Raw genomic sequence first — 26,073 nt, forward strand, 5'->3', positions numbered from 1 at the left:
CGCTGTCCTAAAGGGCTTTCGCGCTGCCGGGCAACCGGCTAGGGGCGCGCGCCATGAAGGTAGACCTGTTCGATTTCGAATTGCCGTCAGAGCGCATTGCGCTGCGGCCGGTGCGCCCGCGCGATGCAGCGCGGATGCTGGTGGTGCGCGGAGCTGATGCGCCGTTCGAGGATCGGGGCGTGCGCGATCTGCCGCAATTGCTCAACCCCGGCGATGTGCTGGTTTTCAACGACACCCGCGTGATCCCCGCCCAGCTCGAAGGCCGCCGCGCCGACGGGGAGGCGAAGATCGGCGCGACGCTGCACAAGCGCCTCGACCTCAGGCGCTGGCAGGCGTTTCTCAAGAATGCCAAGCGCGTGAAGATCGGCGACAGCCTCGTGTTCGGCGGCGGTGTCACCGCCATTGCCGAGGAACGCCACGCCGATGGCTCGCTCACCCTGTTCTTCGAAGGCGAGGAACCCGTCGAAGTCTTGCTCGACCGTGCCGGCACCATGCCGCTGCCGCCCTATATCGCGTCGAAGCGCGGGGTCGATGCACAGGATCTCGAAGACTACCAGACGATGTTCGCGCGCGAGGAAGGCGCGGTTGCGGCGCCGACCGCCTCGCTGCACTTCACGCAAAGGCTGGTCGATGCCATTGACGCCGCCGGGGTTGGCCGGGCGATCCTGACGCTGCATGTGGGGGCAGGGACGTTTCTGCCGGTAAAGGCCGAGGACACCGACGACCACCAGATGCACGCCGAATTCGGGCGTATCTCCCAGACGACCGCCGCTCAGCTCAACGAAGCGCGTGCGAGGGGTGGCCGGATCATCGCGGTCGGCACCACGGTGCTGCGTCTGCTCGAAAGCGCGGTGGACGAAAATGGCGTGATCCAGCCCTTCGCCGGAGACACCAGCATCTTCATTACGCCGGGCTACAAGCTGAAGGCGGTGGATGGGCTCATGACCAATTTCCACCTGCCCAAATCGACCTTGATGATGCTCGTCAGCGCGCTGATGGGGCGTGATCGCATGATGGCCGCCTATGCCCATGCGATCGCAAATGAATACCGCTTCTATTCCTATGGTGACTCCTCGCTACTGCTCCCGTAACGCCGGGGCATGAACGAACCGATCCTGTCGATCCGCGGCCTGACCAAGACCTATAAGGGCGGCACCCGCGCGCTGGACGGGGTCGATCTCGACATCCGCAAGGGCGAGATCTTCGCGCTGCTCGGGCCCAATGGCGCGGGCAAGACGACGCTGATCGGGGCGGTGTGCGGACTGGTACGGCCCACCGGCGGCACGATGCACGCCTTCGGGCACGATCTCGCACATGACTGGCGCCGGGCGCGGGCGCGGATCGGGCTGGTGCCGCAGGAACTCAGCACCGACATGTTCGAAACCGTGCGCCGCGCGGTGACCTATTCCCAGGGCCTGTTCGGAAAGGCCCACGATCCGGCGCGGATCGAAGAAATCCTGCACAGCCTCTCGCTGTGGGACAAGCGCGACACGCAGATTCGCGCGCTCTCCGGCGGGATGAAGCGCCGCGTGCTGATCGCCAAGGCGCTCGCGCATGAGCCCGAACTACTGTTCCTCGATGAGCCCACTGCTGGCGTGGATGTGGAATTGCGCAAGGGGATGTGGGAACAGATCGCGGCGCTGAAAGAACGCGGCGTCACCATCATCCTCACCACCCATTACATCGAGGAAGCCGAGGAAATGGCCGACCGCGTCGGAATCATCCGCGGCGGGCGCATCCTGATGGTGGATGACAAGCACGCGATGATGGAGCGGCTCGGCACGACCGAAGCGGTGATCGATCTCGCCGCGCCATTACCCGCGCTGCCGCCAGCGATTGCCGCCTTCCCGGTTGAGCTCGGCAAGGGCGGTATGCGCCTCATCTATCGCGGCGGTAGCGGCGCGGGCGGGGGCGGGGCCGAGGTCGCGCAATTGGTGCAGGCCCTAACGCGAGCGGAAATTGCCTTCACCAGCATCGACATCCACGATTCGTCGCTGGAGGACATATTCGTCGGCCTGCTGGGCGCGCAGGGGGAGGCGGCGTGATGCATTTCAATCTCCGCAGCGCCTATGCCATTTACCGCCGCGAAATGGCCCGCGCGTTCCGCACCGCGTTCCAGTCGATCCTGTCGCCAGTGCTGACAACCTCGCTCTATTTCGTGGTGTTTGGCAGCGTGATCGGCGCGCGGATGGAGCCTATCGGCGGTGTGCCTTACGGCGCCTTCATCATTCCCGGCCTGCTGATGCTGACGCTGCTGGGCGAGACGACCTCCAACGCCAGCTTCGGCATCTACATGCCGCGCTTTACCGGCACGATCTACGAACTGCTTTCCGCTCCTGTGGGTGTGGCCGAGACACTGGCAGGCTTCGTTGGCGCGGCGATGACCAAGGGGCTGATCCTTGCCGCGATCATCCTCGCCACGGCGACCTTTTTCGTCGATTACGAAATCGCCCATCCGGTTTTCGCCGCCGGTTACATCATGCTGGTGGCGTCGAGCTTCGCGCTGTTCGGATTTATCCTCGGCATCTGGGCTGACAGTTTCGAAAAGCTGGGCATCATCCCGTTGCTGATTCTCACGCCGCTGACATTCCTTGGCGGCACCTTCTATTCGATCGGCGATTTGCCGGCACCGTGGGACGGACTTGCGCTCGCCAACCCCATCGCCTTTCTGGTGAGCGGGTTGCGCTGGACCTTCTACGGCACATCGGACGTGCCGATTGCGCTGTCGCTGGGACTGACGCTGGGCTTTCTTGCGCTTTGTACCATCATCATCGCGGTGATCTTCCGCACCGGATGGCGGCTGCGCGAATGAGCGGGGCGCGTCCGGCCAATGCTATTGGTCGGACAGAATGCACCTCCAAACGGACATGAACGGCAACTTGTCCGTTCATTCATTGCGCAGAAAGCGTCGGATTCCTAACTGCTTGGCCACCGCCGCAACTTTTGCGGCAGGTCAAGAAAAGGACATACACGCATGAGGAAAATCGCATTCACCACGCCCGCAGTTCTCGGCGCAGCGATGGCCGCGATCGCTCTCCCGGCTGCCGCACAGGCGCAGACCAATGACAACCAGCCTGAATTCTTCATCGGCGCATCGGCCGGTATCCACGATCTGGGCAGCGGCATTCCGGACGATGATGGCGGCATCTACGGCGTCGTCGCCGGGGTCGACATTCCCGTCGGCAATACCGTCTTCATCGGGGCCGAGGGCAATTTCCACTTCGGTGACGGTGCGATCGACAATGAATACGGCATTGCGGCCCGCCTTGGCGCGCGCGTCGGCGACAATGCCAAGGTGTTCGTGCGCGGTGGCTATCAGGAAGTCGATATCGACGTGTTCAACCTCGTCGGTGTGAACCCGCCGCCGGGCTTCGATACCACTGCGGGTGATTACCTCGTGGGTGCCGGCGTCGAATTCGGTCTTGGCGACAGCCCGATTGCCTTCCGCGCCGGGATCGACACCATCGCCTTCGATTCGACCCGCGCCACGGTAGGCGTGCTCTACAAGTTCTGAGCCATCCGTTCAGGCTGATATCGCAAGGGGCAGGGGACGCGAGGCACGGTTCCCTGCCCCTTCTTGCATCTGCGTGACAGGGCGTCGCCGGGGCGCTAGGGGCGCGGACGACATGACCTCTCCCCGATTTGCCTTCACCCTTCATGCGACCGACGGCAAGGCGCGCACCGGCACGATCCAGATGCAGCGCGGCGAAATCCGCACGCCTGCTTTCATGCCGGTCGGCACGGCGGCGACGGTCAAGGCCATGAAGCCCGAGGCGGTGCGCCAGACGGGGGCCGACATCATCCTCGGCAACACCTATCACCTGATGCTGCGCCCCGGCGCCGAGCGCGTCGCGCGGCTTGGCGGCTTGCACCGCTTCATGAACTGGCAGCGCCCGATCCTGACCGACAGCGGTGGCTATCAGGTCATGAGCCTGTCCGAACTGCGCAAGCTGACCGAACAGGGAGTCGAATTCCGCAGCCATCTCGACGGGTCGAAGCACATGCTGACCCCCGAACGCTCGATGGAAATCCAGCGCCTGCTCGGCTCCGACATTGTCATGGCCTTCGACGAATGCCCCCGCGCCGACCGTCCGCGCGACGAGATCGCCGCGAGCATGGAACTCTCGATGCGCTGGGCAAGACGCAGCCGCGAGGGCTTTGATGCGGGTGAGGAACACGCCGCCCGCGCCGCCCTGTTCGGTATCCAGCAGGGCGCGCTGCACGAAGACCTCAGGCGGATCAGCGCCGACAAGCTGGTCGACGTGGGCTTCGATGGCTATGCGGTCGGAGGCCTTGCCGTGGGCGAGGGGCAGGAGGCGATGTTCGGCGTGCTCGATTATGCCCCTGACATGCTCCCGGCAGATCGACCGCGCTATCTGATGGGCGTGGGCAAGCCTGACGATCTGGTCGGCGCGGTGGAACGCGGGATCGACATGTTCGATTGCGTGCTGCCGACCCGGTCAGGCCGAAACGGACAGGCCTTCACCTGGAACGGGCCGCTGAACCTCAGGAACGCCCGCTTTGCCGAGGACACTGGCCCGCTGGACGAACGCTGCACCTGCCCGGTCTGCACCACCTATTCCCGCGCCTACATCCACCACCTCGTGAAGTCGGGCGAAATGCTCGGCGCGATGCTGGTGACCGAACACAATCTCAGCTTCTATCAGGCCTTGATGCAAGGGATGCGGACTGCCATTGCGGCAGGCACATTTGCCGATTTTGCCGCCACGTTTCGGCGCGATTACCTTGGAAGTTCCGATTGATGCCCAAACTGCCTGAAGACTGTCAGACCATGGTCGAGGTGCGCGAGGGCGTCGATGCGCTCGATCGCGAACTGGTGGCGCTGCTGGCGAAGCGCTTCGGCTACATGCGCGCAGCAGCCCGGATCAAGTCAAGCCGCGATGCGGTACGCGACGAAGCCCGCAAGGCCAGTGTGATCGCCGCTGCCGTCGCCGAGGCCGAGGGGCAGGGCCTGCCCGCCGATGTCATTGCGGACATCTGGGAGCGCCTCGTCGAAGGCTCCATCGCCTATGAATTCACCGAGTGGGACCGGATCAGGGATTAACCGCGTCCTGCCCAAGAAAGGCGGCAAGCCGCGCCTGCTTCTTTTCTGGCGCTTTCTGCCGCACTGTCCGCGCCAGCTTCGCCACCCGCGCTTCCCACTTCGCAAGATTGCGCGGCGGGGTGTTCTCGCCCACCGGGCCGAGCGATATTGTGCGCACTGGCGCAAAGCCGCAAAAGCCGAGGATCTGTCCCTTCCAGCGCCGGATCAGCGGGTTGCCGTAATACCACCTGAGCACGAAGGGCGGGGTGTCCATCGTCGCGATCAGATCGGCTGAACGGCCCTGCATCAGCTTGTCCCACCACGGATCGCCGACATGGTAGGCGAAGGTGAATTTGGGCAGGAACAGGCGGTCGACCAAACCCTTGAGCGCCGCGGGCTCCGCGCCCCACCACATCGGGAAGGCGACCACGAGATGATCGCAGGCGTCGAGCAATTCGGCGAGACGCTGGATATCGGGTTCCCAGGCCGTGCGCTGCTTGTAGCCATGACGCAGCACCGGCGAAAAGGCGAGATCGCGCACCGCCACCCGCGTCACCTGCGCTGTCGCGGGCAGAGTGCCGGCGTAGACATCAAGCAGATGCGTGGTCAGCCGACCTTCATCGGGATGGCCATCAAGCAGCAGCACCTTCATCGCAATCGCTCCCGTTTGGGCCAGAATTGCAGCGCGCAAGGCAAAAGAAAAGGGCGACCCCGCAGGATCGCCCTCTTGCTTGGCTGTTCAGCGGAGAAACCGGATCAGCGCGAGTAGAATTCCACCACCAGGTTCGGTTCCATCGTCACCGGGTAGGGGACTTCGTCAAGCTTCGGCACGCGGGTGAAGGTCACCTTGTCGTTGCCGTCGGGCATGACGTAATCGGGAATGTCGCGCTCGGCGAGGCCCTGCGCTTCGATCACCAGCGCCATTTCCTTGGCCTTGGCACCCAGGCTGACGACATCGCCCACCATGACGCGGCGCGAGGCGATGTTGCACTTCTGGCCGTTGACATAGATGTGGCCGTGGCTGACGAGCTGACGAGCCGCGAAGATCGTCGGCGCGAACTTGGCGCGGTAAACGACCATGTCCAGACGCTGTTCGAGCAGGCCGATGAGGTTCTGGCTCGTGTCGCCCTTCATGCGCGAGGCTTCAAGGTAGTTGCGCTTGAACTGCTTTTCGGTGACGTCGCCGTAATAGCCCTTGAGCTTCTGCTTGGCGCGCAGCTGCAGGCCATAATCGCTCATCTTGCCCTTGCGGCGCTGACCGTGTTGGCCGGGGCCGTAGGAACGCTTGTTCACCGGGGAATTGGGACGGCCCCAGATGTTCTCGCCCATACGGCGATCAAGCTTGTGCTTGGCGCTCTTGCGCTTCGACATAAGTCGTATCCTTCAAATTGCTGAGCGACCCCATTGGTCGCCTTCAACCCGGCATCGCTCCATCGGGACGTGTGTCCTGATGCGGCCGCCGCTTCACCGGGGTGCGGAGCCCATTTGCGAAGGCGCGCGCCTAGCAGGACTGGGCGCGAAGTCAAGCATGGATGGCCTAGTCGCGCCGCTCGCGCTCCAGCGTACTGAGAATGCCGCGCAGCGTGCGCACCTCAAGGTGGTTCCAGCCCGGTTTGGTCAGCAATGTGCGCAAGGTGCGCCGTGACGCTTCGGCGCGGCTTTCCGGAAAGAAATAGTCACGCGGTTCCAGCAGTCTTTCGAAATGGGCGATCATCGCCTCAAGTTCTTCCTGCGGGGCAGGGGGCAGGGTGTCCTCCAGCGTCGGCTGCACCAGCGAACCACCTGCATCGGCGATCTCGCGTCCCATGCGCGACCATTCATAGGCGACCAGGATGACCGCCTGCGCCAGATTGAGCGAGCCGAACTCGGGATTGATCGGGATTGTCAGGATGTTGCGGGCCAGAGCCACATCCTCGGTTTCGAGCCCGGAACGCTCCGGCCCGAAGATGATCGCGTGGCGACCGGGCAGGGTGTGGACTTGCCGCCCCGCCTCGTCAGCACCGATCACCGGCTTGGTCACGCCGCGCTTTCTGACCGTGGTGGCATGGACATGAGCGCAGTCGGCGACCGCTTCGGCGGTGGTCTCGAACACCCTGGCCTGTTCCAGCACAATGTCCGCGCCTGCCGCCGCTGGCCCTGCCGAGGGGTTGGGCCAACCATCGCGCGGCGCCACAAGCCGCATTTCGGTCAGCCCGAAGTTGAGCATCGCGCGCGCCGCCTTGCCGATATTCTCCCCCAGCTGCGGGCGCACCAGCACAATCACAGGTCTGTTGAGATCAGACATTTAAGTATTATTCTTTCGCGGCTTGCTGGACAGTGCTGGCAAATTCTTCGAAGTCGCGCGCTTCGGAGAAATCGCGATACACCGAGGCGAAGCGAATATAGGCGACCGAGTCGATCTGCCTGAGCCCTTCCATCACCAGCTCGCCGATATGGGAGGATGCGACTTCGGCCTCGCCCGAGGTTTCAACCTGCCGCTGGATCCCGGAAATCAGCTGGTCGAGCCGCTCCTGTTCGATTTCCCGCTTGCGACAGGCGAGAGCGACCGACTGTTCAAGCTTGGAGCGCTCGAACGGCTCACGCCGGTCCCCGGACTTCACCACCACGACCTCACGCAGTTGGACGCGTTCAAAGGTGGTGAACCGCGCCCCGCAGGACGAACACTGGCGCCGTCGCCGGATCGAGGTGCCATCCTCGGTCGGGCGGCTATCCTTCACCTGAGAATCATCATGGGCGCAGAAGGGGCAGCGCATTAAGGGGGTTACTTTCTGATCCTCTGATACAGCGCGAAGCTCGCTCCGACGAGACCGCCAAGGATCGGGCCACCGACGATGAGCGCCCCGGCGAGCGCGCCGATTCCGGTGCCGATCAGCACCGGCTTGGTCGAAGGGTGGTTCAAACCTTCCCTTGCCATGCCGGTGACCTCGACTGTCACATCCTCAACCCATTCGGGGGTCTGGCGGGGGCCCTGATCGCTCATGATGGCTGCCTTACATGCCCGGATAGACCGGGAAGGCCGCGCACAGTTCGGACACCCGCGCACGCACGCTTTCCTCGATCTGTGCATCGCCCTCGGGGCCATTTTTCGACAGACCTTCAACCACTTCGGCGATGAGCTTGCCAACCGTGCGGAACTCCTCCGGGCCGAAGCCGCGGGTGGTGCCGGCCGGCGTGCCGAGGCGGATGCCGCTGGTCACGAAGGGCGAACGGGTGTCGTAGGGGATGCCGTTCTTGTTGCAAGTGAGGAAGGCGCGATCGAGGCCCTTCTCGGCGTCCTTGCCGGTCACGTCCTTGCTCGTCAGGTCGACCAGCATCGAGTGGTTGTCCGTGCCGCCCGAAACGATCCGCAGTCCGTTTTCCTCAAGGCTCGCCGCCAGCGCACGGGCGTTTTCGACGATGCGATGCGCGTAATCGCGGAAAGAGGGATCAAGCGCTTCCTTGAACGCCACCGCCTTGGCCGCGACGATGTGCATCAGCGGGCCGCCCTGCAGGCCGGGGAACACCGCCATGTTGAGCGGCTTGGTATACTTTTCGTCATTCCACAGGATGATGCCCGAACGCGGACCGCGCAAGCTCTTGTGCGTGGTCGAGGTGACGATGTCGCAATGCGGGAAGGGCGAGGGGTGCGCGCCGCCCGCGACGAGGCCGGAGATGTGACTCATGTCGCACAGCAGCACCGCGCCCACTTCATCGGCGATGGCGCGGAAGGCGGGGAAATCCCAGGTGCGCGAATAGGCGGTGCCGCCGCAGATAATAATCTTGGGCTTGTGCTCGCGCGCCTTGGTCGCGACTTCTTCCATGTCGATGGTCTCAGTTTCGCGCGACACGCCGTAGGAGACCACGTTGAACCACTTGCCGCTCATGTTCACGGGCGAGCCGTGCGTGAGATGACCGCCGGAGTTCAGATCCAGCCCCATGAAGGTGTCGCCCGGGTTCAGCAGGGCGAGGAACACCGCCTGATTCATCTGCGAGCCAGAGTTGGGCTGCACATTGGCAAAGTTGCACCCGAACAGCTGCTTGGCGCGCTCGATGGCAAGCGTCTCGACCACGTCGGCATAGTCGCAGCCGCCATAGTAGCGCTTGCCCGGATAGCCCTCGGCATACTTGTTGGTGAACACGCTGCCGGCGGCTTCCAGCACTGCGCGCGAGGCGATGTTTTCGGACGCGATCAGCTCGATCTTGTCGCGCTGGCGAGCGAGTTCCTTGGCGATGGCCGCCGCGATTTCGGGGTCGGCGTGGGCAAGGTCATCGTGCCAGAACCCGTCCATGGGGGAACCGGCGCGGGCGGCGAAGTCAATCGGGGCGGTGCTCATTGATGGGTCTCGATATGATCGGGGAAGAACGGGGGCTGGCCAAGCTTGCCGACCCGGCGCTGGTGACGCCCGGCGGGGTCACCGGCATCGGCGAATTCGGTGTCAAGGAAAGTGGCGATGCAGGACTTGGCCATCTCAATCCCTACGAGCCGCGCGCCCATTGCGATGCAATTGGCATCATTATGTTCGCGGGCGAGGGCGGCAGAGAGCGGTTCGGAGACCAAAGCGCAGCGCACATCAGGGTGACGGTTGACGCTGATCGAGATGCCGATGCCCGAGCCGCACAGCGCGATCCCGTATTCGACCGTGCCTTCGGCGATGATCTCGGCGAGGCGGTAGCCGTAATCGGGGTAGTCGACGCTCTGGCCGGGTTCCGGCCCGAGATCGGCGACCTCATGGCCTTCTTCAACCAGCCATTCGGCAAGTTCGGCTTTCAATTCCACGGCGGCGTGGTCGGAGGAGATGGCAATGCGCATGGCAGCCCCATACGCGCTGGGGGAGAGATTCTCCACCCCTTCGCGCAGGCTTTTCGACCGCAGGCAGATGGCGCGTGAAAAACCCCGCCGAAGCGGGGTCTTTCGACACTTACTGATCGAGGAACGACCGCATCTTGCGGCTGCGTGAGGGATGCTTGAGCTTCCGCAGCGCCTTGGCTTCGATCTGCCGGATACGCTCGCGCGTCACCGAGAACTGCTGGCCCACCTCTTCCAGCGTGTGATCGGTGTTCATCCCGATCCCGAAGCGCATCCGGAGCACGCGCTCCTCGCGGGGAGTCAGCGAAGCCAGCACGCGGGTCACGGTTTCCTTGAGGTTTGCCTGGATCGCCGCGTCCACGGGGATGATCGCGTTCTTGTCTTCGATGAAATCGCCGAGGTGGCTGTCTTCCTCGTCCCCGATGGGGGTTTCGAGGCTGATCGGCTCCTTGGCGATCTTCATCACCTTGCGCACCTTTTCGAGCGGCATCGAAAGCCGCGCGGCCATTTCCTCCGGCGTCGGCTCGCGGCCTTCTTCATGGAGGAACTGGCGCGAGGTGCGCACCAGTTTGTTGATCGTCTCGATCATGTGCACCGGAATGCGGATGGTGCGCGCCTGATCGGCGATTGAACGCGTGATCGCCTGCCGTATCCACCATGTCGCATAGGTGCTGAACTTGTAACCGCGGCGATATTCGAACTTGTCGACCGCCTTCATCAGGCCGATGTTACCTTCCTGAATGAGATCAAGGAATTGCAACCCGCGGTTGGTGTATTTCTTGGCAATCGAAATCACCAGACGCAGGTTTGCCTCGACCATTTCCTTCTTGGCAATGCGTGCCTCGCGCTCGCCCTTCTGCACCATGTTCACGATGCGGCGGAACTCGTTGAGGCTCATGCCGGTCTGTGCGGCAATATCGGCGATTTCGGCGCGGATGCGCTCGATCGCGTCTTCCTCGCGTTCGAGGAAGGCGGCCCACTTCTTGTCCTTCTTCGCGCGCTCCTTGATCCAGGCGTCATCCATTTCGTTGCCGACATAGGCCCCGAGGAAATCGACGCGCTTGATCTTGTGACGCTCGGCCAGACGCAGCATCTGACCGCCCAGCGTCGTCAGCCGGCGGTTGAACGCGTAGAGATTGTCGACCAGAAATTCGATCTTGGTCGCGTGGAACTGCACGCTTTCGACTTCGGCGGTGAGTTCTTCACTGAGCGATTCGTACTTCTTTTCCTTGGCAGCCGGGAAATCATTGCCCGCCGCAAGGGTTTCGACCCGTTCGGCCTGAAGCTTTTCAAAGGCATTGAACAGCGTGGTAATGCGCGCGAAACGTTCGAGCGCCTCGGGCTTCAGCGCGGCTTCCATCTGGGCAAGGGAAAGGGTGTTGTCCTCTTCCTCGTCCTCTTCGCGCTTGGCGCGGGGCTCGCCGTCCTCGTCCTCGTCATTTTCTTCGGGCTCTTCCTCGACCTCGTCATCCTCGCGGATGGTCGGCCCGGCGGTGGCTTCGGAGATTTCGTCGTCGTCGTCATCCTCGGCGCCTTCGGCCATTTTCTCGGCCGGCGGTTCCTTGGAGAGCATCGCATCCAGATCGAGGATCTCGCGCAGCTGCATGTCGCCATTGTTGAGCGCTTCGGACCACTGGATGATGGCGTGGAAGGTGATCGGGCTTTCGCACAGCCCCATGATCATCATGTCGCGCCCGGCCTCGATCCGCTTGGCGATGGCGATTTCGCCCTCGCGGCTAAGCAGTTCGACAGCGCCCATCTCGCGCAGGTACATGCGCACCGGATCATCGGTCCGCTCACCCGTGGCGAGCTTCTTGTTGCCGGCGCGGGCATCCTTGGCGGGCCCCTTCTTTTCGCCGTCATCATCCTCGTCATCGTCATCGTCGGAGCCAAGCTCCTCGGCTTCCGATTCCTCGCCCTCCGCCTCGGCCTCGGCCTCCTCGTCGCTTTCGACGATCTGCACGCCCATTTCGGACAGGGCAGTCTGGATGTCTTCGATCTGGTCGGGGCTCATCTCGCCGGAGGGCAGGGCCTCGTTCAGCTCGTCGTAGGTGACATAGCCGCGCTTTTTCGCCTTGCTGATCAGCTTCTTGATCGAAGCCTCATTGAGGTCGATCAGCGGGGCATCTTCCTTCTCGGCCATAAATTCTCGTCAATCCGTTTCAGGGGTCGCCTGCCGCATTGCGCACCGCAGCAGGCCACCCGTTAATCCCATCTCCGCCGCTCAGGCGGCGTCTTCACCCGTGGCGGCGGCCGCCTTGCGGCGCCCGAAAGCTTTCAGGCGTTCTTCGACTGCCATGAGCTGCGCGCGCAGACGCGTCTGTTCGGCAAACGATCCTTCCGGATCGCTATCGAAACGCGCAATGGTGGCCGCAAGCGCAGCCTCCAGCGCTGGCCGTTCGACCAGCAGCGACACAGCTTCAGCCAGTTCCTCGCACGCAGCGTCGGGATCGGTGCCTTCATCAAGAAAGGCGTATCGGATATCTGCCGACGGGACGGGTTGGCCTTGCTCGCTGCATATGGCGGTTGGCGGCTGCGAATCAAGCATTTCTGCAAGTTCGAACAGCGATTCGATCATCGGGGCCGCATCAGGGGTGGCTCGCGCCAGGGCGGAGAGGGCTTCAGTGTGGCGCGCAATGGCCTGCGGAAAACGGGCAAACCCGGCAATCACCGCCTGCAACAACCCTTGCCGCTGGGCGCCTGGCCTGAACCCTGAAAGCTGCGCGCGGGCCCCTTCGCTGAGCCCCTGCGGCTGAACCTGCCCGCTGCGACCTCGCGTGAAGGGCGCGCCGCGCTGGCTCGTTAGCGGGCGCTGCGGGCGCGGGGGATAGGCGAAGGCGGAGAAGCGGTCGGACAGCTCGCGGCGGTAGAGGCTCTTGACTTCCGGGTCGGCGATGGTCTCGACATGGGCCATCAGCCGCGCCTTCAATCCCGCCTTGGCCTCCGGGGTGGTGAGGGGCTGGGCATCGCGTTCGAATTCCCACAGCGTGTCGATGAGGGTGGCAGGCGAGGCAAGGAGTTTCTCCATCGCGCTCTTGCCCTGCGCCTTGATCAGATCATCGGGATCGAGCCCGGCGGGCAGGCGCACAATCGAAAGCGAGCGCATCGGGGCGAGCAGCGGCAGCGCCCGCGCAATCGCCCGCATCGCCGCCCGCTGGCCTGCCGCATCGCCGTCGAAGCACAAGACCGGCACCTCGACCATGCGCCACAGCAGTTCGAGCTGCATCTCGGTGAGCGCCGTGCCGAGCGGGGCGACCGCATCGGCAATCCCCGCGTTGGCGAGCGCGATCACGTCCATATAGCCTTCAACCACCACCACGCGGCCAGACTGGCGCGCGGCAGGCGCGGCGCGGTGGAGGTTGTAGAGTGTGCGGCCCTTATCGAAGAGTTCGGTGTCGGGCGAATTCAGATATTTCGCCACCCCCTCACGCTTGTCGAGGATGCGCCCTCCGAAAGCGATTACCCGCCCGCGCGCGTCCTGGATCGGCAGCATCACCCGCCCGCGGAAGCGGTCGTAACGTTCGCCCTGTTCATTGTGGGCGCGCATCCCTGCGCCTTCGAGCATCTCCTCGCCGAATTGCGAAAGCGCGCGTGGCAGCGCCTGCCGGTCATCGGGCGCCCAGCCGAAGCCGAATTCCGCCATGATCTGCGCTGAGAAGCCGCGCCGCGTCAGGTATTCGCGCGCCGCTCCGCCCGACGGGCCGCCGAGAGCGTCCACAAAGAACCGCTGCGCTGCCTCGGTCACGTCGATCAGGCTGGCCCGCTGTTCGGCCTTCTTTGCCTGCACCGGATCGGGCGCGGGAACCTCCATCCCGGCCATGCCCGCCAGCTCCTTGATGGCGTCCATGAATTGCAGGCCTTGTTGGTCCACCATCCACGAAATCGCATCGCCATGCGCGCCGCAGCCGAAGCAGTGGTAGAACTGCTTTTGGTCGTTGACGTAGAAACTCGGCGTCTTTTCCTCATGGAACGGGCAGCACCCCTTCCACTCGCGCCCCGCGCGGGTCAGCTTGACCGACCGCTGGACGAGCGAAGACAGCGTGATCCGCGCACGCAGTTCGTCCTTCCATTGCGGGGTGATGGCCATAGGCCTTTACTGCCCCCCATCTCCGTTCGTGTCGAGCGAAGTCGAGACATCTAGTCGTGGAGTGCCTGTGGATCGTTCGGCGGGCGGCTTGGCGAAGTGTGAGAGGGCTTGCCAATCCGACCGTGCAAGCGCCTCCTTCTTCGCGCGATACCACTTCTTGATGGTCAACTCGCTTTGGAGCGCTTCGACGCGTGAAGGGAAATCCTGCGCCCATATGAGCGTGACGGGGCGTCGCTTCGACGTGAACCCGCAATAGCCGCCGTGCTGATGCTCGGCCATGCGTAGCTCCAGGTTGTCCGTGTGTCCGGTGTAATATTTGCCGTCGGAACAGCGCAGAATGTAGCACCAGAAGGCCATGTCACACTCATACGCGTTCGCCTCGAGCGAAGTCGAGAGGCCACCACTGAACGGCCAGGGGTGTCTCGACTTCGCTCGACACGAACGGAAGGTGAGGGTGTTAGCTCAGCGCCGCCTTCACCAGCCCGCTGGCCAGCTTGCCGTCGAGCACCGCGCCGTGGCGATTGCGCAGTTCGGTCATCACGGCGCCCATGTCCTTCATGCTCGATGCGCCAAGCTCCGCCTTGATCGCTTCGATCGCGGCGCGGGTGGCGGCCTCGTCCATCATCTGGGGGAGGAATTCCTCGATCACGGCCAGCTCCGCGCGCTCGACGGCTGCCAGCTCCACGCGCCCGCCCGCATCGTACATCTCGATCGATTCGCGGCGCTGCTTGGCCATCTTCTGGAGGACGCTTGTCACCAGCACATCATCATCGCTCACGGGCGAAGCGGCGGTGCGTTCCTCGATGTCGCGGTCCTTGATCTTGGCGCTGATCTGGCGGAGCGCGGCGGTGCGGTCCTTTTCGCCCGCCTTCATCGCGGCGATGGTGGCGGCCTTGATATCGTCACGGATCATTTTCGGTCATTTCCTGTGGATGGGTTTCGTGGGCGGGCCTCTAACGCAAATAGTGGGCCAAGCCTAGGTTGACGCGCGGGGTGCATGTCCCTAGCGGACGAAACTTAGCAACATCGCTGGCAACACCCGCAAACGGAGCGCCCCAATGGCCGACCCCGCAACTTTTCGTGCGCAACCTTCAGGGGCAACCGGCGTTCTGGTTCTGGCTGATGGCACGGTGATCTGGGGGCGCGGCTTCGGTGCCGTGGGCAGCGCGGTGGGCGAGGTGTGCTTCAACACCGCGATGACCGGCTATCAGGAGGTGATGACCGATCCCAGCTACGCCGCGCAGATCGTCACCTTCACCTTCCCGCACATCGGCAATGTCGGCGCCAATGCCGAGGACGTGGAAAGCCGCGTGGAAGGCGCAGTCGGTTGCATCGTGCGCGAGGATGTGACCGAGCCTTCGAGCTTCCGTTCGATCGAGCGGTTCGCCGACTGGATGGCGCGCAACGGCAAGATCGGCCTTTCGGGCGTCGACACCCGCGCGCTCACCCGCCGCATCCGCCAGTCCGGCGCGCCCAATGCGGTGATCGCCCATGCGCCGGACGGCAAGTTCGACCTGCCTGCGCTGCTCAAGCGGGCGCAGGAGTGGCCGGGCCTTGAGGGCATGGATCTTGCGGTGCGGGTGACGCGCGGCGCTGATGAACGATGGGACGGCGGTGCTTGGCAGTTGGGCAAGGGCTATGGGCGCGCGCCTTGGCCCAAGCCAGTTCCGTTCGCCTCGAGCGAAGTCGAGAGGCCGGAGAGCGGTGTCTCGACTACGCTCGACACGAACGGAGGTGGGAAACTCCCTCACGTGGTCGCGATCGATTACGGCGCGAAGGACAACATCTTCCGCAATCTGGTGAAGGCCGGGGCGCGGGTGACGGTGGTGCCGGCGAAGACCTCGTTCGACGAGATCATGGCCTTGCAGCCCGACGGCGTGTTCCTGTCCAACGGCCCGGGCGATCCGGCGGCGACCGGCGAATATGCCGTGCCGGTGATCAAGGCGCTGCTCGATGCCGATGTGCCGCTGTTCGGCATCTGCCTCGGCCACCAGATGCTCGCGCTGGCGGCGGGGGCGAAGACGATCAAGATGCACCAGGGCCACCGCGGCGCGAACCACCCCGTCCAGCGCGTCGGGGAAGGGTGGGGCGAGACCACCGGCCTCGTCGAGATCACCTCGATGAACCACGGCTTCGCGGTGGACGCCGCAACCCTGCCGGAGAACGTCGAGCAGACCCACGTCTCGCTGTTCGACGGGACGAATTGCGGGATCGCGATCAAGGGCAAGAAGGCCTTCGCGGTGCAGTATCATCCGGAGGCGTCACCGGGGCCACAGGATAGCTTCTACCTGTTCGAGAAGTTCGTGGGGGGGCTGGGAGACTAAGCAATGGCAGTCGTAAAACAGTTTTCGGTCGAACCTCAAAACTCTCGGATTGGCCATACTGAGTGCTCTGGAGTGATAAGGGCAATCGAGGTGGATGGAGAGAAGTTCATCCAGATCGACACGTACGGCTCCAAAGATCGAGAATTCCAGAACAAACTCTCTCAATCGCTAAGGCTCACTGAGGGCGCGTTTAACCAACTGATGAAGCTAGGCGAAAAGCACTTCTAATGCCCAAAAGAACCGACATTTCCTCGATCCTCGTCATTGGCGCTGGCCCCATCATCATCGGGCAGGCGTGCGAGTTCGATTACTCCGGCACGCAGGCGATCAAGGCGTTGAAGGAGGAGGGCTACCGCGTCATCCTCGTCAATTCCAACCCGGCGACGATCATGACCGATCCGGAATTCGCCGACGCGACCTATATCGAGCCGATCACGCCCGAAATCGTCGCCAAGATCATCGCCAAGGAACGCCCCGATGCGCTGCTCCCCACGATGGGCGGGCAGACCGCGCTGAACTGCGCGCTGAAGCTCGACGAGATGGGCGTGCTCGCCGAATACGGCGTCGAGATGATCGGGGCCAAGGCCGACGCCATCGACAAGGCCGAGAACCGCCAGCGGTTCCGCGATGCGATGGACAAGATCGGGCTGGAAAGCGCCCGCTCCGGCGTTGCCAACACGCTCGAACAGGCGCGCGAGATTCTTGAGCGCACGGGCCTGCCGAGCATCATCCGCCCTTCCTTCACGCTCGGCGGCACCGGTGGCGGGATTGCCTACAACAAGGCCGAATTCGACCAGATCGTGCGCGAAGGCCTCGACGCCTCGCCCACCACCGAAGTCCTGATCGAGGAATCGCTCCTCGGGTGGAAGGAGTTCGAGATGGAGGTGGTGCGTGACCGCAAGGATAACGCGATCATTGTCTGCTCGATCGAGAATGTCGATCCGATGGGCGTCCACACGGGCGACAGCATCACCGTCGCCCCGGCGCTGACGCTGACCGACAAGGAATACCAGATCATGCGCAACGCGAGCATCGCGTGCCTGCGTGAAATCGGGGTGGAGACGGGCGGTTCCAACGTCCAGTTCGCGGTCAATCCCAAGGATGGCCGCCTGATCGTGATCGAGATGAACCCGCGCGTCAGCCGCTCCTCGGCGCTGGCGTCCAAGGCGACGGGCTTCCCGATTGCCCGGGTCGCGGCCAAGCTGGCGGTCGGCTACACGCTCGACGAGCTGACCAACGAGATCACCGGCGCGACGCCCGCCAGCTTCGAACCCACCATCGATTACGTCGTCACCAAGATCCCGCGCTTCGCCTTCGAGAAGTTCAAGGGCGCCGCGAACGACCTGTCGACTGCAATGAAATCGGTCGGCGAAGTCATGGCCATCGGCCGCAATTTCCAGGAATCGATGCAGAAGGCGCTGCGGGGGCTGGAAACGGGCCTCGACGGGTTCAACCGTGTGCCGGAACTGGAAGGCCAGCCCCGCGATGTCATCAACGCCGCCCTGTCGCGCCGCACGCCCGACCGGCTGCTGAAAGTCGGACAAGCCTTCCGCGAGGGGCTGAGTGTCGAGGATATCGCCGCGGTCACTCACTACGACCCATGGTTCCTGCGCCATATCGAAGCGATCATCATCGCGGAACGGGAGGTGCAGAAGGATGGCCTGCCGCGCGATGCTGCCGGCCTCAGGCGGCTGAAGGCCATGGGCTTTTCCGACAAGCGCCTCGCCACCCTTGCGGTGCGTTCGGTGGGCGTTGCGGGCGGCCTGGCCGAGACGCAGGCCAAGCGTTCGGGGCTGCTCCACGATGCGCTCGTGGCCATGGCGGGCGCGACCAGCGCCGACGAAGTGCGCGCGCTGCGCCACAAGCTCGGCGTCACCCCGGTGTTCAAGCGCATCGATTCCTGCGCGGCCGAGTTCGAGGCGATCACGCCCTACATGTATTCGACCTATGAAGCGCCCAGCTTCGGCGAACCCGAGTGCGAGGCAGCCCCTTCGGACCGGAAAAAGATCGTGATCCTCGGCGGCGGGCCGAACCGGATCGGGCAGGGGATCGAGTTCGACTATTGCTGCGTCCACGCCTGCTTCGCGCTCGCGGAACAAGGCTTCGAGACGATCATGGTCAACTGCAACCCGGAAACCGTCTCGACCGATTACGACACCTCCGACCGTCTCTATTTCGAGCCGCTGACCGCTGAAGACGTGCTGGAAATCCTGCGGGTGGAACAGTCGCGGGGCGAATTGCTTGGCGTGATCGTGCAGTTCGGCGGGCAGACCCCGCTGAAGCTGGCCCAGGCGCTGGAGGATGCGGGGATCCCCATCCTCGGCACCTCGCCCGACGCGATCGACCTTGCCGAAGACCGCGAACGCTTTGCCAAGCTGGTGAGCCAGCTGAAATTGAAGCAGCCCGACAATGGCATCGCCCGCAGCCGCGATGAGGCCGCCGCGGTGGCCGCGCGGATCGGCTATCCGGTGCTGCTGCGCCCGTCCTATGTGCTGGGCGGCCGGGCGATGGAGATTGTCGATTCCGAAGCGCAGCTCGACAATTACATTGCGACCGCCGTGAACGTCTCGGGCGACAGCCCGGTGCTGATCGACCAGTATCTGCGCGATGCGATCGAATGCGACGTCGATGCACTGTGCGATGGCACCGAGGTGCGGATCGCCGGCGTGATGCAGCATATCGAGGAAGCGGGCGTCCATTCGGGCGATTCCGCCTGCACCCTCCCGCCCTATTCGCTGCCGCCCGAGATCATCGCGGAAATGGAGCGGCAGGCCGAAGCGCTGGCCTTTGCGCTGGGCGTCAAAGGATTGATGAACATCCAGTTCGCGGTGAAGGATGGCACGGTCTACCTGATCGAAGTCAACCCGCGCGCCAGCCGCACCGTGCCTTTCGTCGCCAAGGCCATCGGGCAACCCGTGGCCAAGATCGCCGCGCGGGTCATGGCGGGCGAACCGCTTGCCAATTTCGAGCCGTTCAAGCGCGATCTGCCTTACATGGCCGTGAAAGAGGCCGTGTTCCCCTTCGCGCGTTTCCCCGGTGCCGACCCGGTGCTGTCGCCCGAAATGAAGTCCACCGGCGAGGTCATGGGGATTGATGCAAGCTTCGAGGCGGCCTTCCTCAAGTCGCAGCTGGGGGCAGGGATGGTGCCGCCGCAATCGGGGACAGTGTTCGTCAGCGTCAAGAACACCGACAAGGCAGCGATCGTGCCGGGTGTGCGGCGCCTGATCGAACATGGCTTCACCATCGTCGCCACTGGCGGCACGCAGAGCTACCTTGCCGAACAGGGGCTCAGGGTGGAGCGGGTCAACAAGGTCGCCGAAGGCCAGCCGCATATCGTCGACAAGATCATCGACGGGGACATCGCCCTGATCTTCAACACCACCGAAGGCTGGCAGTCGCTGCTGGACAGCAAGTCGATCCGCCAGGCGGCGCTGGCGGGCAGGGTGCCGTATTACACCACCGCCGCCGCATCGGTGGCAGCAGCGGCGGCGATTTCGGCGATCCGGCCCGACCAGCTTGAAGTCCGCAGCTTGCAGGACTATTATGCAAGCTGACTTGCAGTCTCTGAGCCTTGCCCCCTGAAATCGAAAGTGCCTGACGTCGTGCCACTTGGTCGGCGTTGAACCCTTTCTTTTCCTTGGGCCGGCAGGGCAGGACACAACGGACGGAAAGACGATAAGCTATGGCGACGATGGAAAAGGTCCCGATGCTGGCCGAGGGTTACGAGCGGCTGACCGCTGACCTCAAGGTGCTGCGCGAGGAACGCCCGAAAATCGTCGAGGCGATCGAGGAAGCGCGGGCGCATGGTGATCTGTCGGAAAATGCCGAATATCACGCCGCCAAGGAGCGTCAGGGCCAGGTCGAAGCGCAGATCGCCGAGCTTGAGGACAAGGTCAGCCGCGCGCAGATCATCGATCCCACCACGCTGTCGGGTGACAAGATCATCTTCGGCGCCACCGTTACCCTGCTTGACGAGAACGACAAGCCGATCCGCTACCAGATCGTCGGCCAGACCGAGGCGGATGCGAACAAGGGGCGGATTTCGTACAATTCGCCGCTGGCGCGCGCGCTGATCGGCAAGATCGTCGGCGACGAGATCGAGGTGACGGTGCCTTCGGGCGAAAAGTTCTACCTCGTCGAAAAGATCGAGTTCATCTGAGGCGCAGGGGCGTGGCTGTCCCGCCCGTCAGACCGCTGGCCGAACGCCGCTTGGTACAGCACTTTCGCGATGCTGGCGCGGTCAGCATGGCCGACGCCATTCCCTTTGCCCCAGCCACACCAAGCCGTCAGCGCGCCTTCGATCGGCTGAAGGGCGCAGACGTGCTCAGGACGGACGGGCAAGGGCGCTGGTGGCTGGAAGAGGAGCGCTGGCACGACAGGCGCTCCGATCGCCGGGCAAGGGTGGTGCTGACCATGCTGGCGGTCGCTGCCGCAGGGGCCTTTGCAGCCCTGCGCTGATCGGCCTTGCTCACCGCCAGACCGGTGTCAGGCCGCAGTCAGACCCGTGCCAGACCCCCTCTTGCCCGGCTTTGCGGGCGTGTTTCATGTGAAACAAGGGGGCAGGCGCGCTCAGTCTTCCGGGGTCAGCAGCTTGTGGATGTGGACCACCACATACTTCATTTCGGCATCATCAACCGTGCGCTGCGCCTGCGCGCGCCAGGCGTCGACCGCGGCGTCGTAGGAGCTGAAGACGCCGACGACGTGGATGCTTTCAGGATCCTGGAATTCGATGCCGCGCGGATCTTTCACGCGGCCGCCCATCACGAGGTGGAGGCGCTGGGTGGGGGTGGTTTCTGCCATGTCTGCAAAGTCCTTGGGGAGGAACGATGCGCGCCCCTTAGCGCCTGCCACGCCAAGGGCAACCCTTGGCACGTTGCAAAAACCTAACCCTTTGTTCCGCGTGTCAGATTGCTGGCGGAACTGACCGCCTTGCGGGCGAGGGCGCGGGTGCCATCCGCTGCTGAACTGGCCGCCTCCGATGCACTGGCAGAAAGCTTACGCGCCTGTGCGCCGGCGGCATCGCCCAACTCTTCGGCACGCTCCTGCCCCGCACGAGCCGTCTCGACAAGATCGTCGATCAGCGAGAGGACATAGGCCACCGCCGCCTCGCCCAGCATCGTCCCGATCCGCGAACCCCCGCGTGCCGCGACATTCTTGACGCCAGAGGTTGCGCTTGAAGCAGCACCGGAAATTGCCTCGCCTGCGTTACCGATTGCACGCCCTGCGACCCTGCGACCGGGGCGGGTGAGCAGGCCGATCACCAGACCCGCCGCAAGCGCACCGCCGATCACCGTCAAGGGATTGGCGCGGGTGTAATCCACCGCTGCCGCAGCGACATCGCGGGCCTGCTCGGCAATGCTGCGTTCGGCATTGCGGCGTTCGGCCGCCTCGATCCGCGCGCGCAGGGCATCGCGGCTATCGACAGTGGGGCGGGGCAGGGTGCTCATTCGTCGTCTCCTCCAGCGGCTTCTGCATCGGGCGCGGCCTCGCCCGGGTTGTCTTCTACGTCTTCGTCCAGACCGAGCGTTTCGATCCAGTCGAGGATCGGGCCGCGCGCCAGAAACAGGATGATCGCGCCGACCAGCAAGGCCAGCACGCCCTTGTAATCATTGGCCTGAGCCATCGCCTGCGCCAGCACGTCGCGTGCGCCGGTGCGGATGCGTGTGGAGATCGTGCCGGTCACACCCGATGACACGCGCGATGCGATCCCTTCCTCGGCAAGGCTCGCACGCAGATGCTCGATGTCCTCGATCAGCACGGCGCGGGCCGCATCGCGCAGAGCGCGGTCTTCGATGAAGCGGGCGGGCAGACGGGTCATGCCTCGTCCTCAGACCCGAACATCGCCGCCAGCAGCTTGCCGTCGGACACCGCGCCCATCACCAGCAGCGCCACACCCAGCAGCATCACGCCCACCACAAGTCCGATTGCCCCCCAGATCGTTATCAGCGGCGCCAGTGCGATCACCGCACCCACCGCCAATGCGATGAGCGCAATGTGAAGCAGCACCACCGCCAGCACCAGCAGCACCAGCGCCCGCGCACCGCGCTTTCCCGCTATCCCGGCGCGGGTCTTCTGGAACGCGATTTCAGCTTCGGCATAGGTGCGCGCGTCTTCGACCAGTGTCGTGATGTCATCGCGCAGACTGTCAAAGGCATTCCCGGCCTCCTCGTCCAGCGAGGATGGGTCTGCCTGAGGCGCATCCGCAAGGCCGGGGGTGCTGTCATGCATGGGCTGGGTTCCGCGCGGCAGGTTCAGCGCTTCCTGCCGCCCAGCATCCGCGCAAGGAAAAAGCCGAACACTGCGGCAATCCCGACAGCCATGCCCGGGCTCTTGCGCACCATTTCACGCGCGTCCTCGCCCAGTTCCTCGACGCTCTTGGATTCGAGCTTGGCGGAGGTTTCCTGCAAACTGCGCGAAGCCTTGCGGGCATAATCGCCATATTGTTCGCCGAGCTTTTCGTCGATCTGTGCCGCGCTTTCACCAATCGCCTTGCCGACCGAGGCAATCGCATCGCTGGCGACCTGCTTGCCTTCGACCGCAAGCTCGCTGGCCTTGCCCTTGGCCTGTTCGCCATAGGCCTTGGCATCGGCGACAAGATCGCTGCCCTTGCCCTTGGCCTGTCCGCTGACAGTGGTGAGACGGTTTTCCGCCTCTGCGCGCAGGGCGGCCGCTCCAGCCTTGGCTTCTTCCAGCGCGGCGTTGAACCGGCTCTTGGTTTCAACGGCCGGCGGCGTCGGTGCATCGGGCGCCTTTGCGGTCGCACCGGTCTTGCGCGGAGCCGCCTTGGCCGGGCCTGTGGTCTTGGCGGTTGCACCTTTTGCCGATTTGGCAGGGGTCTTCTTCGCCGGGGTTTTCTGCGGTTCGGGTGTCTGTGCCATTGCCGTCCTCCTTGTCCTTGTTCGCGTTCCCATGGGCCGTGCGTCATCCGCTTGCACAGGGAACCTCCCGCGCATAGGGACATGTCGCAAGCGCCCCATGCCGGAATCATACGCCAGAATCGTGCGACATCCTTAGCACAGGGCCTGAGTGTCTTAACAACCTAAACCACATTACAGCCGGAGCCAAACATGACCGCGATCATCGACATCCACGGCCGCGAGATTCTCGACAGTCGCGGCAATCCGACCGTTGAGGTCGACGTATTGCTGGAAGATGGCAGCTTCGGCCGCGCGGCGGTACCCTCCGGGGCGTCGACTGGCGCGCATGAGGCGGTGGAACTGCGCGACGGGGACGCTGCCCGCTATCTCGGCAAGGGCGTGCTGAAGGCGGTAGAAGCGGTCAACACCGAGATCCGCGATCTGCTGATCGACAATTTCGACGCCGAGGATCAGCGCGACATCGACCTTGCACTGATCGCGCTCGATGACACGCCCAACAAGGCGCGTCTGGGCGCGAATGCGATCCTCGGCACCTCGCTGGCGGTTGCCAAGGCAGCGGCCAATGCGCGCGGGTTGCCGCTCTATTCCTATCTCGGCGGGGTGTCGGCGCACATGCTGCCGGTGCCGATGATGAACATCATCAATGGCGGCGAACATGCCGACAACCCGATCGACATTCAGGAATTCATGATCATGCCAGTGGGCGCGGATTCCATCGCCGAGGCCGTGCGCTGGGGCGCGGAGGTGTTCCATACGCTGAAAAAGGGCCTCGCGCAGAAGGGCCTTGCCACCAGCGTCGGCGACGAGGGCGGCTTCGCGCCGGACCTTGCCAGCACCCGCGCCGCGCTCGACTTCATCATGGAGAGCATCGCCAAGGCCGGGTTCAAGCCCGGCGATGACATCGTGCTGGCGCTCGACTGCGCGGCGACCGAGTTCTTCAAGGGCGGCAAGTACGAAATCAGCGGCGAAGGCCTCAGCCTCACCCCGCACGAAATGGCCGATTACCTCGGCAAGCTGTGCACCGACTACCCGATCCGCTCGATCGAGGACGGCATGAGCGAGGACGATTTCGAGGGCTGGGCCGCGCTGACCGGCCTGCTCGGTGACAAGGTGCAGCTGGTGGGCGACGATCTGTTCGTCACCAACCCTGCGCGCCTGTCGGACGGGATCGGGCGCGGGCTGGCCAATTCGCTGCTGGTGAAGGTCAACCAGATCGGCACGCTCACCGAAACCCTTGCCGCGGTCGATATGGCGCACCGTGCGCGCTACACCTGTGTGATGAGCCACCGCTCTGGCGAGACCGAGGATGCGACCATTGCCGATCTCGCAGTTGCGACGAATTGCGGGCAGATCAAGACCGGCAGCCTCGCGCGCAGCGACCGGCTTGCCAAGTACAACCAGCTGATCCGCATCGAGGAGGAGCTGGGCGACAGCGCCAGCTTTGCCGGCAAAGCCTGCTTCGGCGCGCGGAGCTGACCGGGGCAGGGCAGTAGCGCGGGGGGCGCGGTTCTAGTATCCCGGCCCCTGCACTTCGTCGAAGAAGCGCTCCATCGCCGACAACCCCGTCGCAGTCAGGCGAACAAGCACGCGGCGCTGATCGGAGGCATCGCCCTCACGCACGACCAGTCCCTCATCGGCAAGCACGCCGAGCCAGCGCAGACCCGTTGTGGCGGGCGCGGCTGAGCCAATGCACGCGCTTGATACCGAGACAGGCTTGCCCTCGGCATGGGCGATGAACAGGTCGAGCAAGATGTCCCATGCCGGTTCACCGAACAGATCGGGATTGCCGAAGATCGCCGCACGCTTGCGCCGCAAGGCATAGGCCCGCCGGGCCAGTGCAAGGTGGCTTGCCGATGATCGCGGCAGGCGCTGGCGCGTCGCTGGCGGCTGTTCCGGAGTGGCCTTGGGCGGATCGCTCGCGGTAGCGGCGCTCCGCAGTCGCTCCGCAATCGCCATCAGCTCATCAGCGAGGGGCTGGAGTAGCGTCTCCTGCGCGAAAGAGGTGTCGGCCTCAGTCGATTCTGCGGTCTCGCCTGACGAATTTTCCATTGTCCCGACCTCAGGAAAGCCACGGACTTGCGGCCCACGGGTTTGTCTGCCTGCATGATAGGTGGGCCGGGGCGGGAAGGCTTTACGTGCCAATACTGATGTTTGGTTAGTCGTAGCGGAAAGGCGCCTTGCTGCTCAAGGCTAAATTAGGCTGTCAGCGACGGGCGAGATCGAGCCGCAACTGCTGGATTGCCGCATCCAGATGTGCGGCAGCGATATGTGCGCCTAGCTTGTCCAACGCCAGCAGCTGTTGTTCGAGCAGCATAAGAACATGCTGACCACCGCTATTGTCCGGCGCGCCTGATGAACGGTTTTCCAATGTCAGATCCCACCCTGTCGATCTTCATCCCCGATACCCCAGACAAGGCGGTGGTAACAGCGGAAGCTGGTTGGATATCGCGTTAATGCCTTAAGCGAATCTACAGAGGGAAACTACGTAGTTGAGTTCAAGTTTCAGAATGAAACAGATTGCGCGGGAGCCCTCAATTTCCGAAGCGGCCCTGCAAGGCCAGCAGCGCAAGCGCCGCCTTGGCGGCTTCTCCACCCTTGTCCTTCTGCGCCGGGTCGGCTCTGACCAGCGCCTGTGCCTCGTTCTCAGTGGTGAGGATACCGTTGCCGATCGCAATACCGTCCATGGTCAAGGCCATGATTGCACGCGCACTTTCACCCGCGACGATCTCGAAATGATAGGTCTCCCCGCGGATCACCACGCCGATGGCGACGAAGGCATCATAGCGGTCAGCCTCGGCCGCCAGCGCGATGGCGCCCGGGATTTCCAGCGCGCCCGGAACGGTAAGAACCTCGACATTGTGCCCTTCGGCTTCCAGTGCAGCACGCGCGCCGGCGATCAGCATGTCGTTGAGATGGGCATAGAAGCGCGCTTCGACGATGAGGATATCGGCCAT

General features: G+C 64.0%; 30 protein-coding genes. 11 read left to right on the plus strand and 19 right to left on the minus strand.

The genetic code is table 11. The features are described from left to right. Positions 1-53 precede the first annotated feature (53 nt). From queA to CHX26_RS10565, 6 genes are all read left to right on the plus strand, one after another. Positions 54-1,091, plus strand: a complete 1,038-nt coding sequence (queA, locus tag CHX26_RS10540; protein ID WP_104942321.1) for a tRNA preQ1(34) S-adenosylmethionine ribosyltransferase-isomerase QueA — start codon at positions 54-56, stop codon at positions 1,089-1,091. A gap of 9 nt (positions 1,092-1,100) precedes the next feature. After that, positions 1,101-2,045, plus strand: coding sequence for an ABC transporter ATP-binding protein (locus tag CHX26_RS10545; RefSeq protein WP_104942322.1), 945 nt, complete (start codon positions 1,101-1,103; stop codon positions 2,043-2,045). Beyond that, positions 2,045-2,812 carry an ABC transporter permease gene (locus tag CHX26_RS10550; protein ID WP_172449788.1) on the plus strand — a complete coding sequence of 256 codons (768 nt, stop codon included), beginning with the start codon at positions 2,045-2,047 and terminating at the stop codon, positions 2,810-2,812. Before CHX26_RS10545 ends, CHX26_RS10550 begins: the two co-directional genes overlap by 1 nt. 162 nt (positions 2,813-2,974) lie before the next feature. After that, positions 2,975-3,514 (plus strand): outer membrane protein, encoded by a 540-nt coding sequence (locus CHX26_RS10555; protein ID WP_104942324.1) that lies wholly within the window; start codon positions 2,975-2,977, stop codon positions 3,512-3,514. Between the two features lie 112 nt (positions 3,515-3,626). Then, positions 3,627-4,763 (plus strand): tRNA guanosine(34) transglycosylase Tgt, encoded by a 1,137-nt coding sequence (gene tgt / locus CHX26_RS10560; protein WP_104942325.1) that lies wholly within the window; start codon positions 3,627-3,629, stop codon positions 4,761-4,763. Then, positions 4,763-5,065: a chorismate mutase gene (locus tag CHX26_RS10565; protein ID WP_104942326.1), complete on the plus strand. Its 303-nt coding sequence runs from the start codon at positions 4,763-4,765 to the stop codon at positions 5,063-5,065. The genes tgt and CHX26_RS10565 overlap by 1 nt, the downstream gene beginning before the upstream one ends. Here the strand turns inward: CHX26_RS10565 and CHX26_RS10570 are convergent. From CHX26_RS10570 to CHX26_RS10620, 11 genes are all read right to left on the minus strand, one after another. Continuing rightward, complete coding sequence (locus tag CHX26_RS10570) at positions 5,055-5,696, minus strand: NAD(P)H-dependent oxidoreductase (RefSeq protein ID WP_104942327.1); 642 nt, start codon at positions 5,694-5,696, stop codon at positions 5,055-5,057. The two genes, CHX26_RS10565 and CHX26_RS10570, sit on opposite strands and share 11 nt — an antisense overlap. A 104-nt stretch (positions 5,697-5,800) precedes the next feature. Beyond that, entirely contained in the window at positions 5,801-6,415 is a 615-nt protein-coding gene (gene rpsD, locus CHX26_RS10575) for a 30S ribosomal protein S4 (protein WP_104942328.1), read from the minus strand. A gap of 166 nt (positions 6,416-6,581) precedes the next feature. After that, complete coding sequence (locus CHX26_RS10580; protein WP_104942329.1) at positions 6,582-7,328, minus strand: RNA methyltransferase; 747 nt, start codon at positions 7,326-7,328, stop codon at positions 6,582-6,584. A 7-nt stretch (positions 7,329-7,335) separates the two neighbouring features. Next, on the minus strand, positions 7,336-7,797 hold the full coding sequence (gene nrdR / locus CHX26_RS10585) for a transcriptional regulator NrdR (RefSeq protein WP_104942330.1): 462 nt from the start codon (positions 7,795-7,797) through the stop codon (positions 7,336-7,338). Positions 7,798-7,805: 8 nt separating this feature from the next. Then, positions 7,806-8,024, minus strand: a complete 219-nt coding sequence (locus tag CHX26_RS10590; RefSeq protein WP_104942331.1) for a hypothetical protein — start codon at positions 8,022-8,024, stop codon at positions 7,806-7,808. A gap of 10 nt (positions 8,025-8,034) precedes the next feature. After that, complete coding sequence (gene glyA, locus CHX26_RS10595; RefSeq protein WP_269467230.1) at positions 8,035-9,357, minus strand: serine hydroxymethyltransferase; 1,323 nt, start codon at positions 9,355-9,357, stop codon at positions 8,035-8,037. Continuing rightward, positions 9,354-9,833, minus strand: coding sequence for a ribose 5-phosphate isomerase B (gene rpiB / locus CHX26_RS10600; RefSeq protein ID WP_104942332.1), 480 nt, complete (start codon positions 9,831-9,833; stop codon positions 9,354-9,356). Before rpiB ends, glyA begins: the two co-directional genes overlap by 4 nt. A gap of 109 nt (positions 9,834-9,942) precedes the next feature. Continuing rightward, entirely contained in the window at positions 9,943-11,973 is a 2,031-nt protein-coding gene (gene rpoD, locus CHX26_RS10605) for an RNA polymerase sigma factor RpoD (protein WP_104942333.1), read from the minus strand. A gap of 81 nt (positions 11,974-12,054) precedes the next feature. Next, positions 12,055-13,917, minus strand: coding sequence for a DNA primase (gene dnaG / locus CHX26_RS10610; RefSeq protein ID WP_104942334.1), 1,863 nt, complete (start codon positions 13,915-13,917; stop codon positions 12,055-12,057). A gap of 6 nt (positions 13,918-13,923) precedes the next feature. After that, positions 13,924-14,274, minus strand: coding sequence for a GIY-YIG nuclease family protein (locus CHX26_RS10615; protein ID WP_104942335.1), 351 nt, complete (start codon positions 14,272-14,274; stop codon positions 13,924-13,926). Between the two features lie 100 nt (positions 14,275-14,374). Continuing rightward, positions 14,375-14,830, minus strand: a complete 456-nt coding sequence (locus tag CHX26_RS10620) for a GatB/YqeY domain-containing protein (protein ID WP_104942336.1) — start codon at positions 14,828-14,830, stop codon at positions 14,375-14,377. A 145-nt stretch (positions 14,831-14,975) separates the two neighbouring features. Here CHX26_RS10620 and carA point away from each other — a divergent pair, with 145 nt between their 5' ends. From carA to CHX26_RS10640, 4 genes are all read left to right on the plus strand, one after another. Continuing rightward, positions 14,976-16,241, plus strand: a complete 1,266-nt coding sequence (gene carA / locus CHX26_RS10625; RefSeq protein ID WP_104942337.1) for a glutamine-hydrolyzing carbamoyl-phosphate synthase small subunit — start codon at positions 14,976-14,978, stop codon at positions 16,239-16,241. Between the two features lie 227 nt (positions 16,242-16,468). Further along, positions 16,469-19,795, plus strand: coding sequence for a carbamoyl-phosphate synthase large subunit (carB, locus tag CHX26_RS10630; protein WP_104942338.1), 3,327 nt, complete (start codon positions 16,469-16,471; stop codon positions 19,793-19,795). Between the two features lie 128 nt (positions 19,796-19,923). Then, positions 19,924-20,400 carry a transcription elongation factor GreA gene (greA, locus tag CHX26_RS10635; RefSeq protein ID WP_104942339.1) on the plus strand — a complete coding sequence of 159 codons (477 nt, stop codon included), beginning with the start codon at positions 19,924-19,926 and terminating at the stop codon, positions 20,398-20,400. An 11-nt stretch (positions 20,401-20,411) separates the two neighbouring features. Beyond that, positions 20,412-20,699, plus strand: a complete 288-nt coding sequence (locus CHX26_RS10640) for a hypothetical protein (RefSeq protein WP_146107719.1) — start codon at positions 20,412-20,414, stop codon at positions 20,697-20,699. Positions 20,700-20,810: 111 nt separating this feature from the next. Here the strand turns inward: CHX26_RS10640 and CHX26_RS10645 are convergent, their stop codons facing one another. The 5 genes from CHX26_RS10645 to CHX26_RS10665 form a co-directional block, all read right to left on the minus strand. Further along, positions 20,811-21,041: a DUF4170 domain-containing protein gene (locus tag CHX26_RS10645; protein ID WP_086735430.1), complete on the minus strand. Its 231-nt coding sequence runs from the start codon at positions 21,039-21,041 to the stop codon at positions 20,811-20,813. A gap of 83 nt (positions 21,042-21,124) precedes the next feature. Beyond that, a complete protein-coding gene (locus tag CHX26_RS10650; protein ID WP_104942341.1) occupies positions 21,125-21,688 on the minus strand; it encodes a hypothetical protein in 564 nt (187 codons plus the stop codon). After that, the gene (locus tag CHX26_RS10655; RefSeq protein WP_104942342.1) at positions 21,685-22,059 is read right to left on the minus strand and encodes a hypothetical protein; all 375 of its coding nucleotides are present in this window, start codon (positions 22,057-22,059) and stop codon (positions 21,685-21,687) included. Before CHX26_RS10655 ends, CHX26_RS10650 begins: the two co-directional genes overlap by 4 nt. Beyond that, entirely contained in the window at positions 22,056-22,469 is a 414-nt protein-coding gene (locus tag CHX26_RS10660; RefSeq protein WP_104942343.1) for a hypothetical protein, read from the minus strand. Before CHX26_RS10660 ends, CHX26_RS10655 begins: the two co-directional genes overlap by 4 nt. Before the next feature lie 23 nt (positions 22,470-22,492). Continuing rightward, positions 22,493-23,119: a hypothetical protein gene (locus tag CHX26_RS10665; RefSeq protein ID WP_104942344.1), complete on the minus strand. Its 627-nt coding sequence runs from the start codon at positions 23,117-23,119 to the stop codon at positions 22,493-22,495. Positions 23,120-23,308: 189 nt separating this feature from the next. Between CHX26_RS10665 and eno the strand changes: the two genes are divergently transcribed. Continuing rightward, on the plus strand, positions 23,309-24,595 hold the full coding sequence (gene eno, locus CHX26_RS10670; RefSeq protein WP_104942345.1) for a phosphopyruvate hydratase: 1,287 nt from the start codon (positions 23,309-23,311) through the stop codon (positions 24,593-24,595). A gap of 33 nt (positions 24,596-24,628) precedes the next feature. On the opposite strand, the gene CHX26_RS10675 is transcribed toward eno, so the two are convergent. The 3 genes from CHX26_RS10675 to ribH all read right to left on the minus strand — a co-directional run bounded on the left by CHX26_RS10675 (position 24,629) and on the right by ribH (position 26,073). Continuing rightward, complete coding sequence (locus CHX26_RS10675) at positions 24,629-25,168, minus strand: MarR family winged helix-turn-helix transcriptional regulator (RefSeq protein WP_199797827.1); 540 nt, start codon at positions 25,166-25,168, stop codon at positions 24,629-24,631. 154 nt (positions 25,169-25,322) lie between these two features. Next, positions 25,323-25,487 (minus strand): hypothetical protein, encoded by a 165-nt coding sequence (locus tag CHX26_RS15900; RefSeq protein WP_172449789.1) that lies wholly within the window; start codon positions 25,485-25,487, stop codon positions 25,323-25,325. A 163-nt stretch (positions 25,488-25,650) separates the two neighbouring features. Next, complete coding sequence (gene ribH, locus CHX26_RS10680; protein WP_104942346.1) at positions 25,651-26,073, minus strand: 6,7-dimethyl-8-ribityllumazine synthase; 423 nt, start codon at positions 26,071-26,073, stop codon at positions 25,651-25,653.

It is taken from the genome of Porphyrobacter sp. HT-58-2, assembly GCF_002952215.1.
In the GTDB taxonomy this organism is placed as follows: domain Bacteria; phylum Pseudomonadota; class Alphaproteobacteria; order Sphingomonadales; family Sphingomonadaceae; genus Erythrobacter.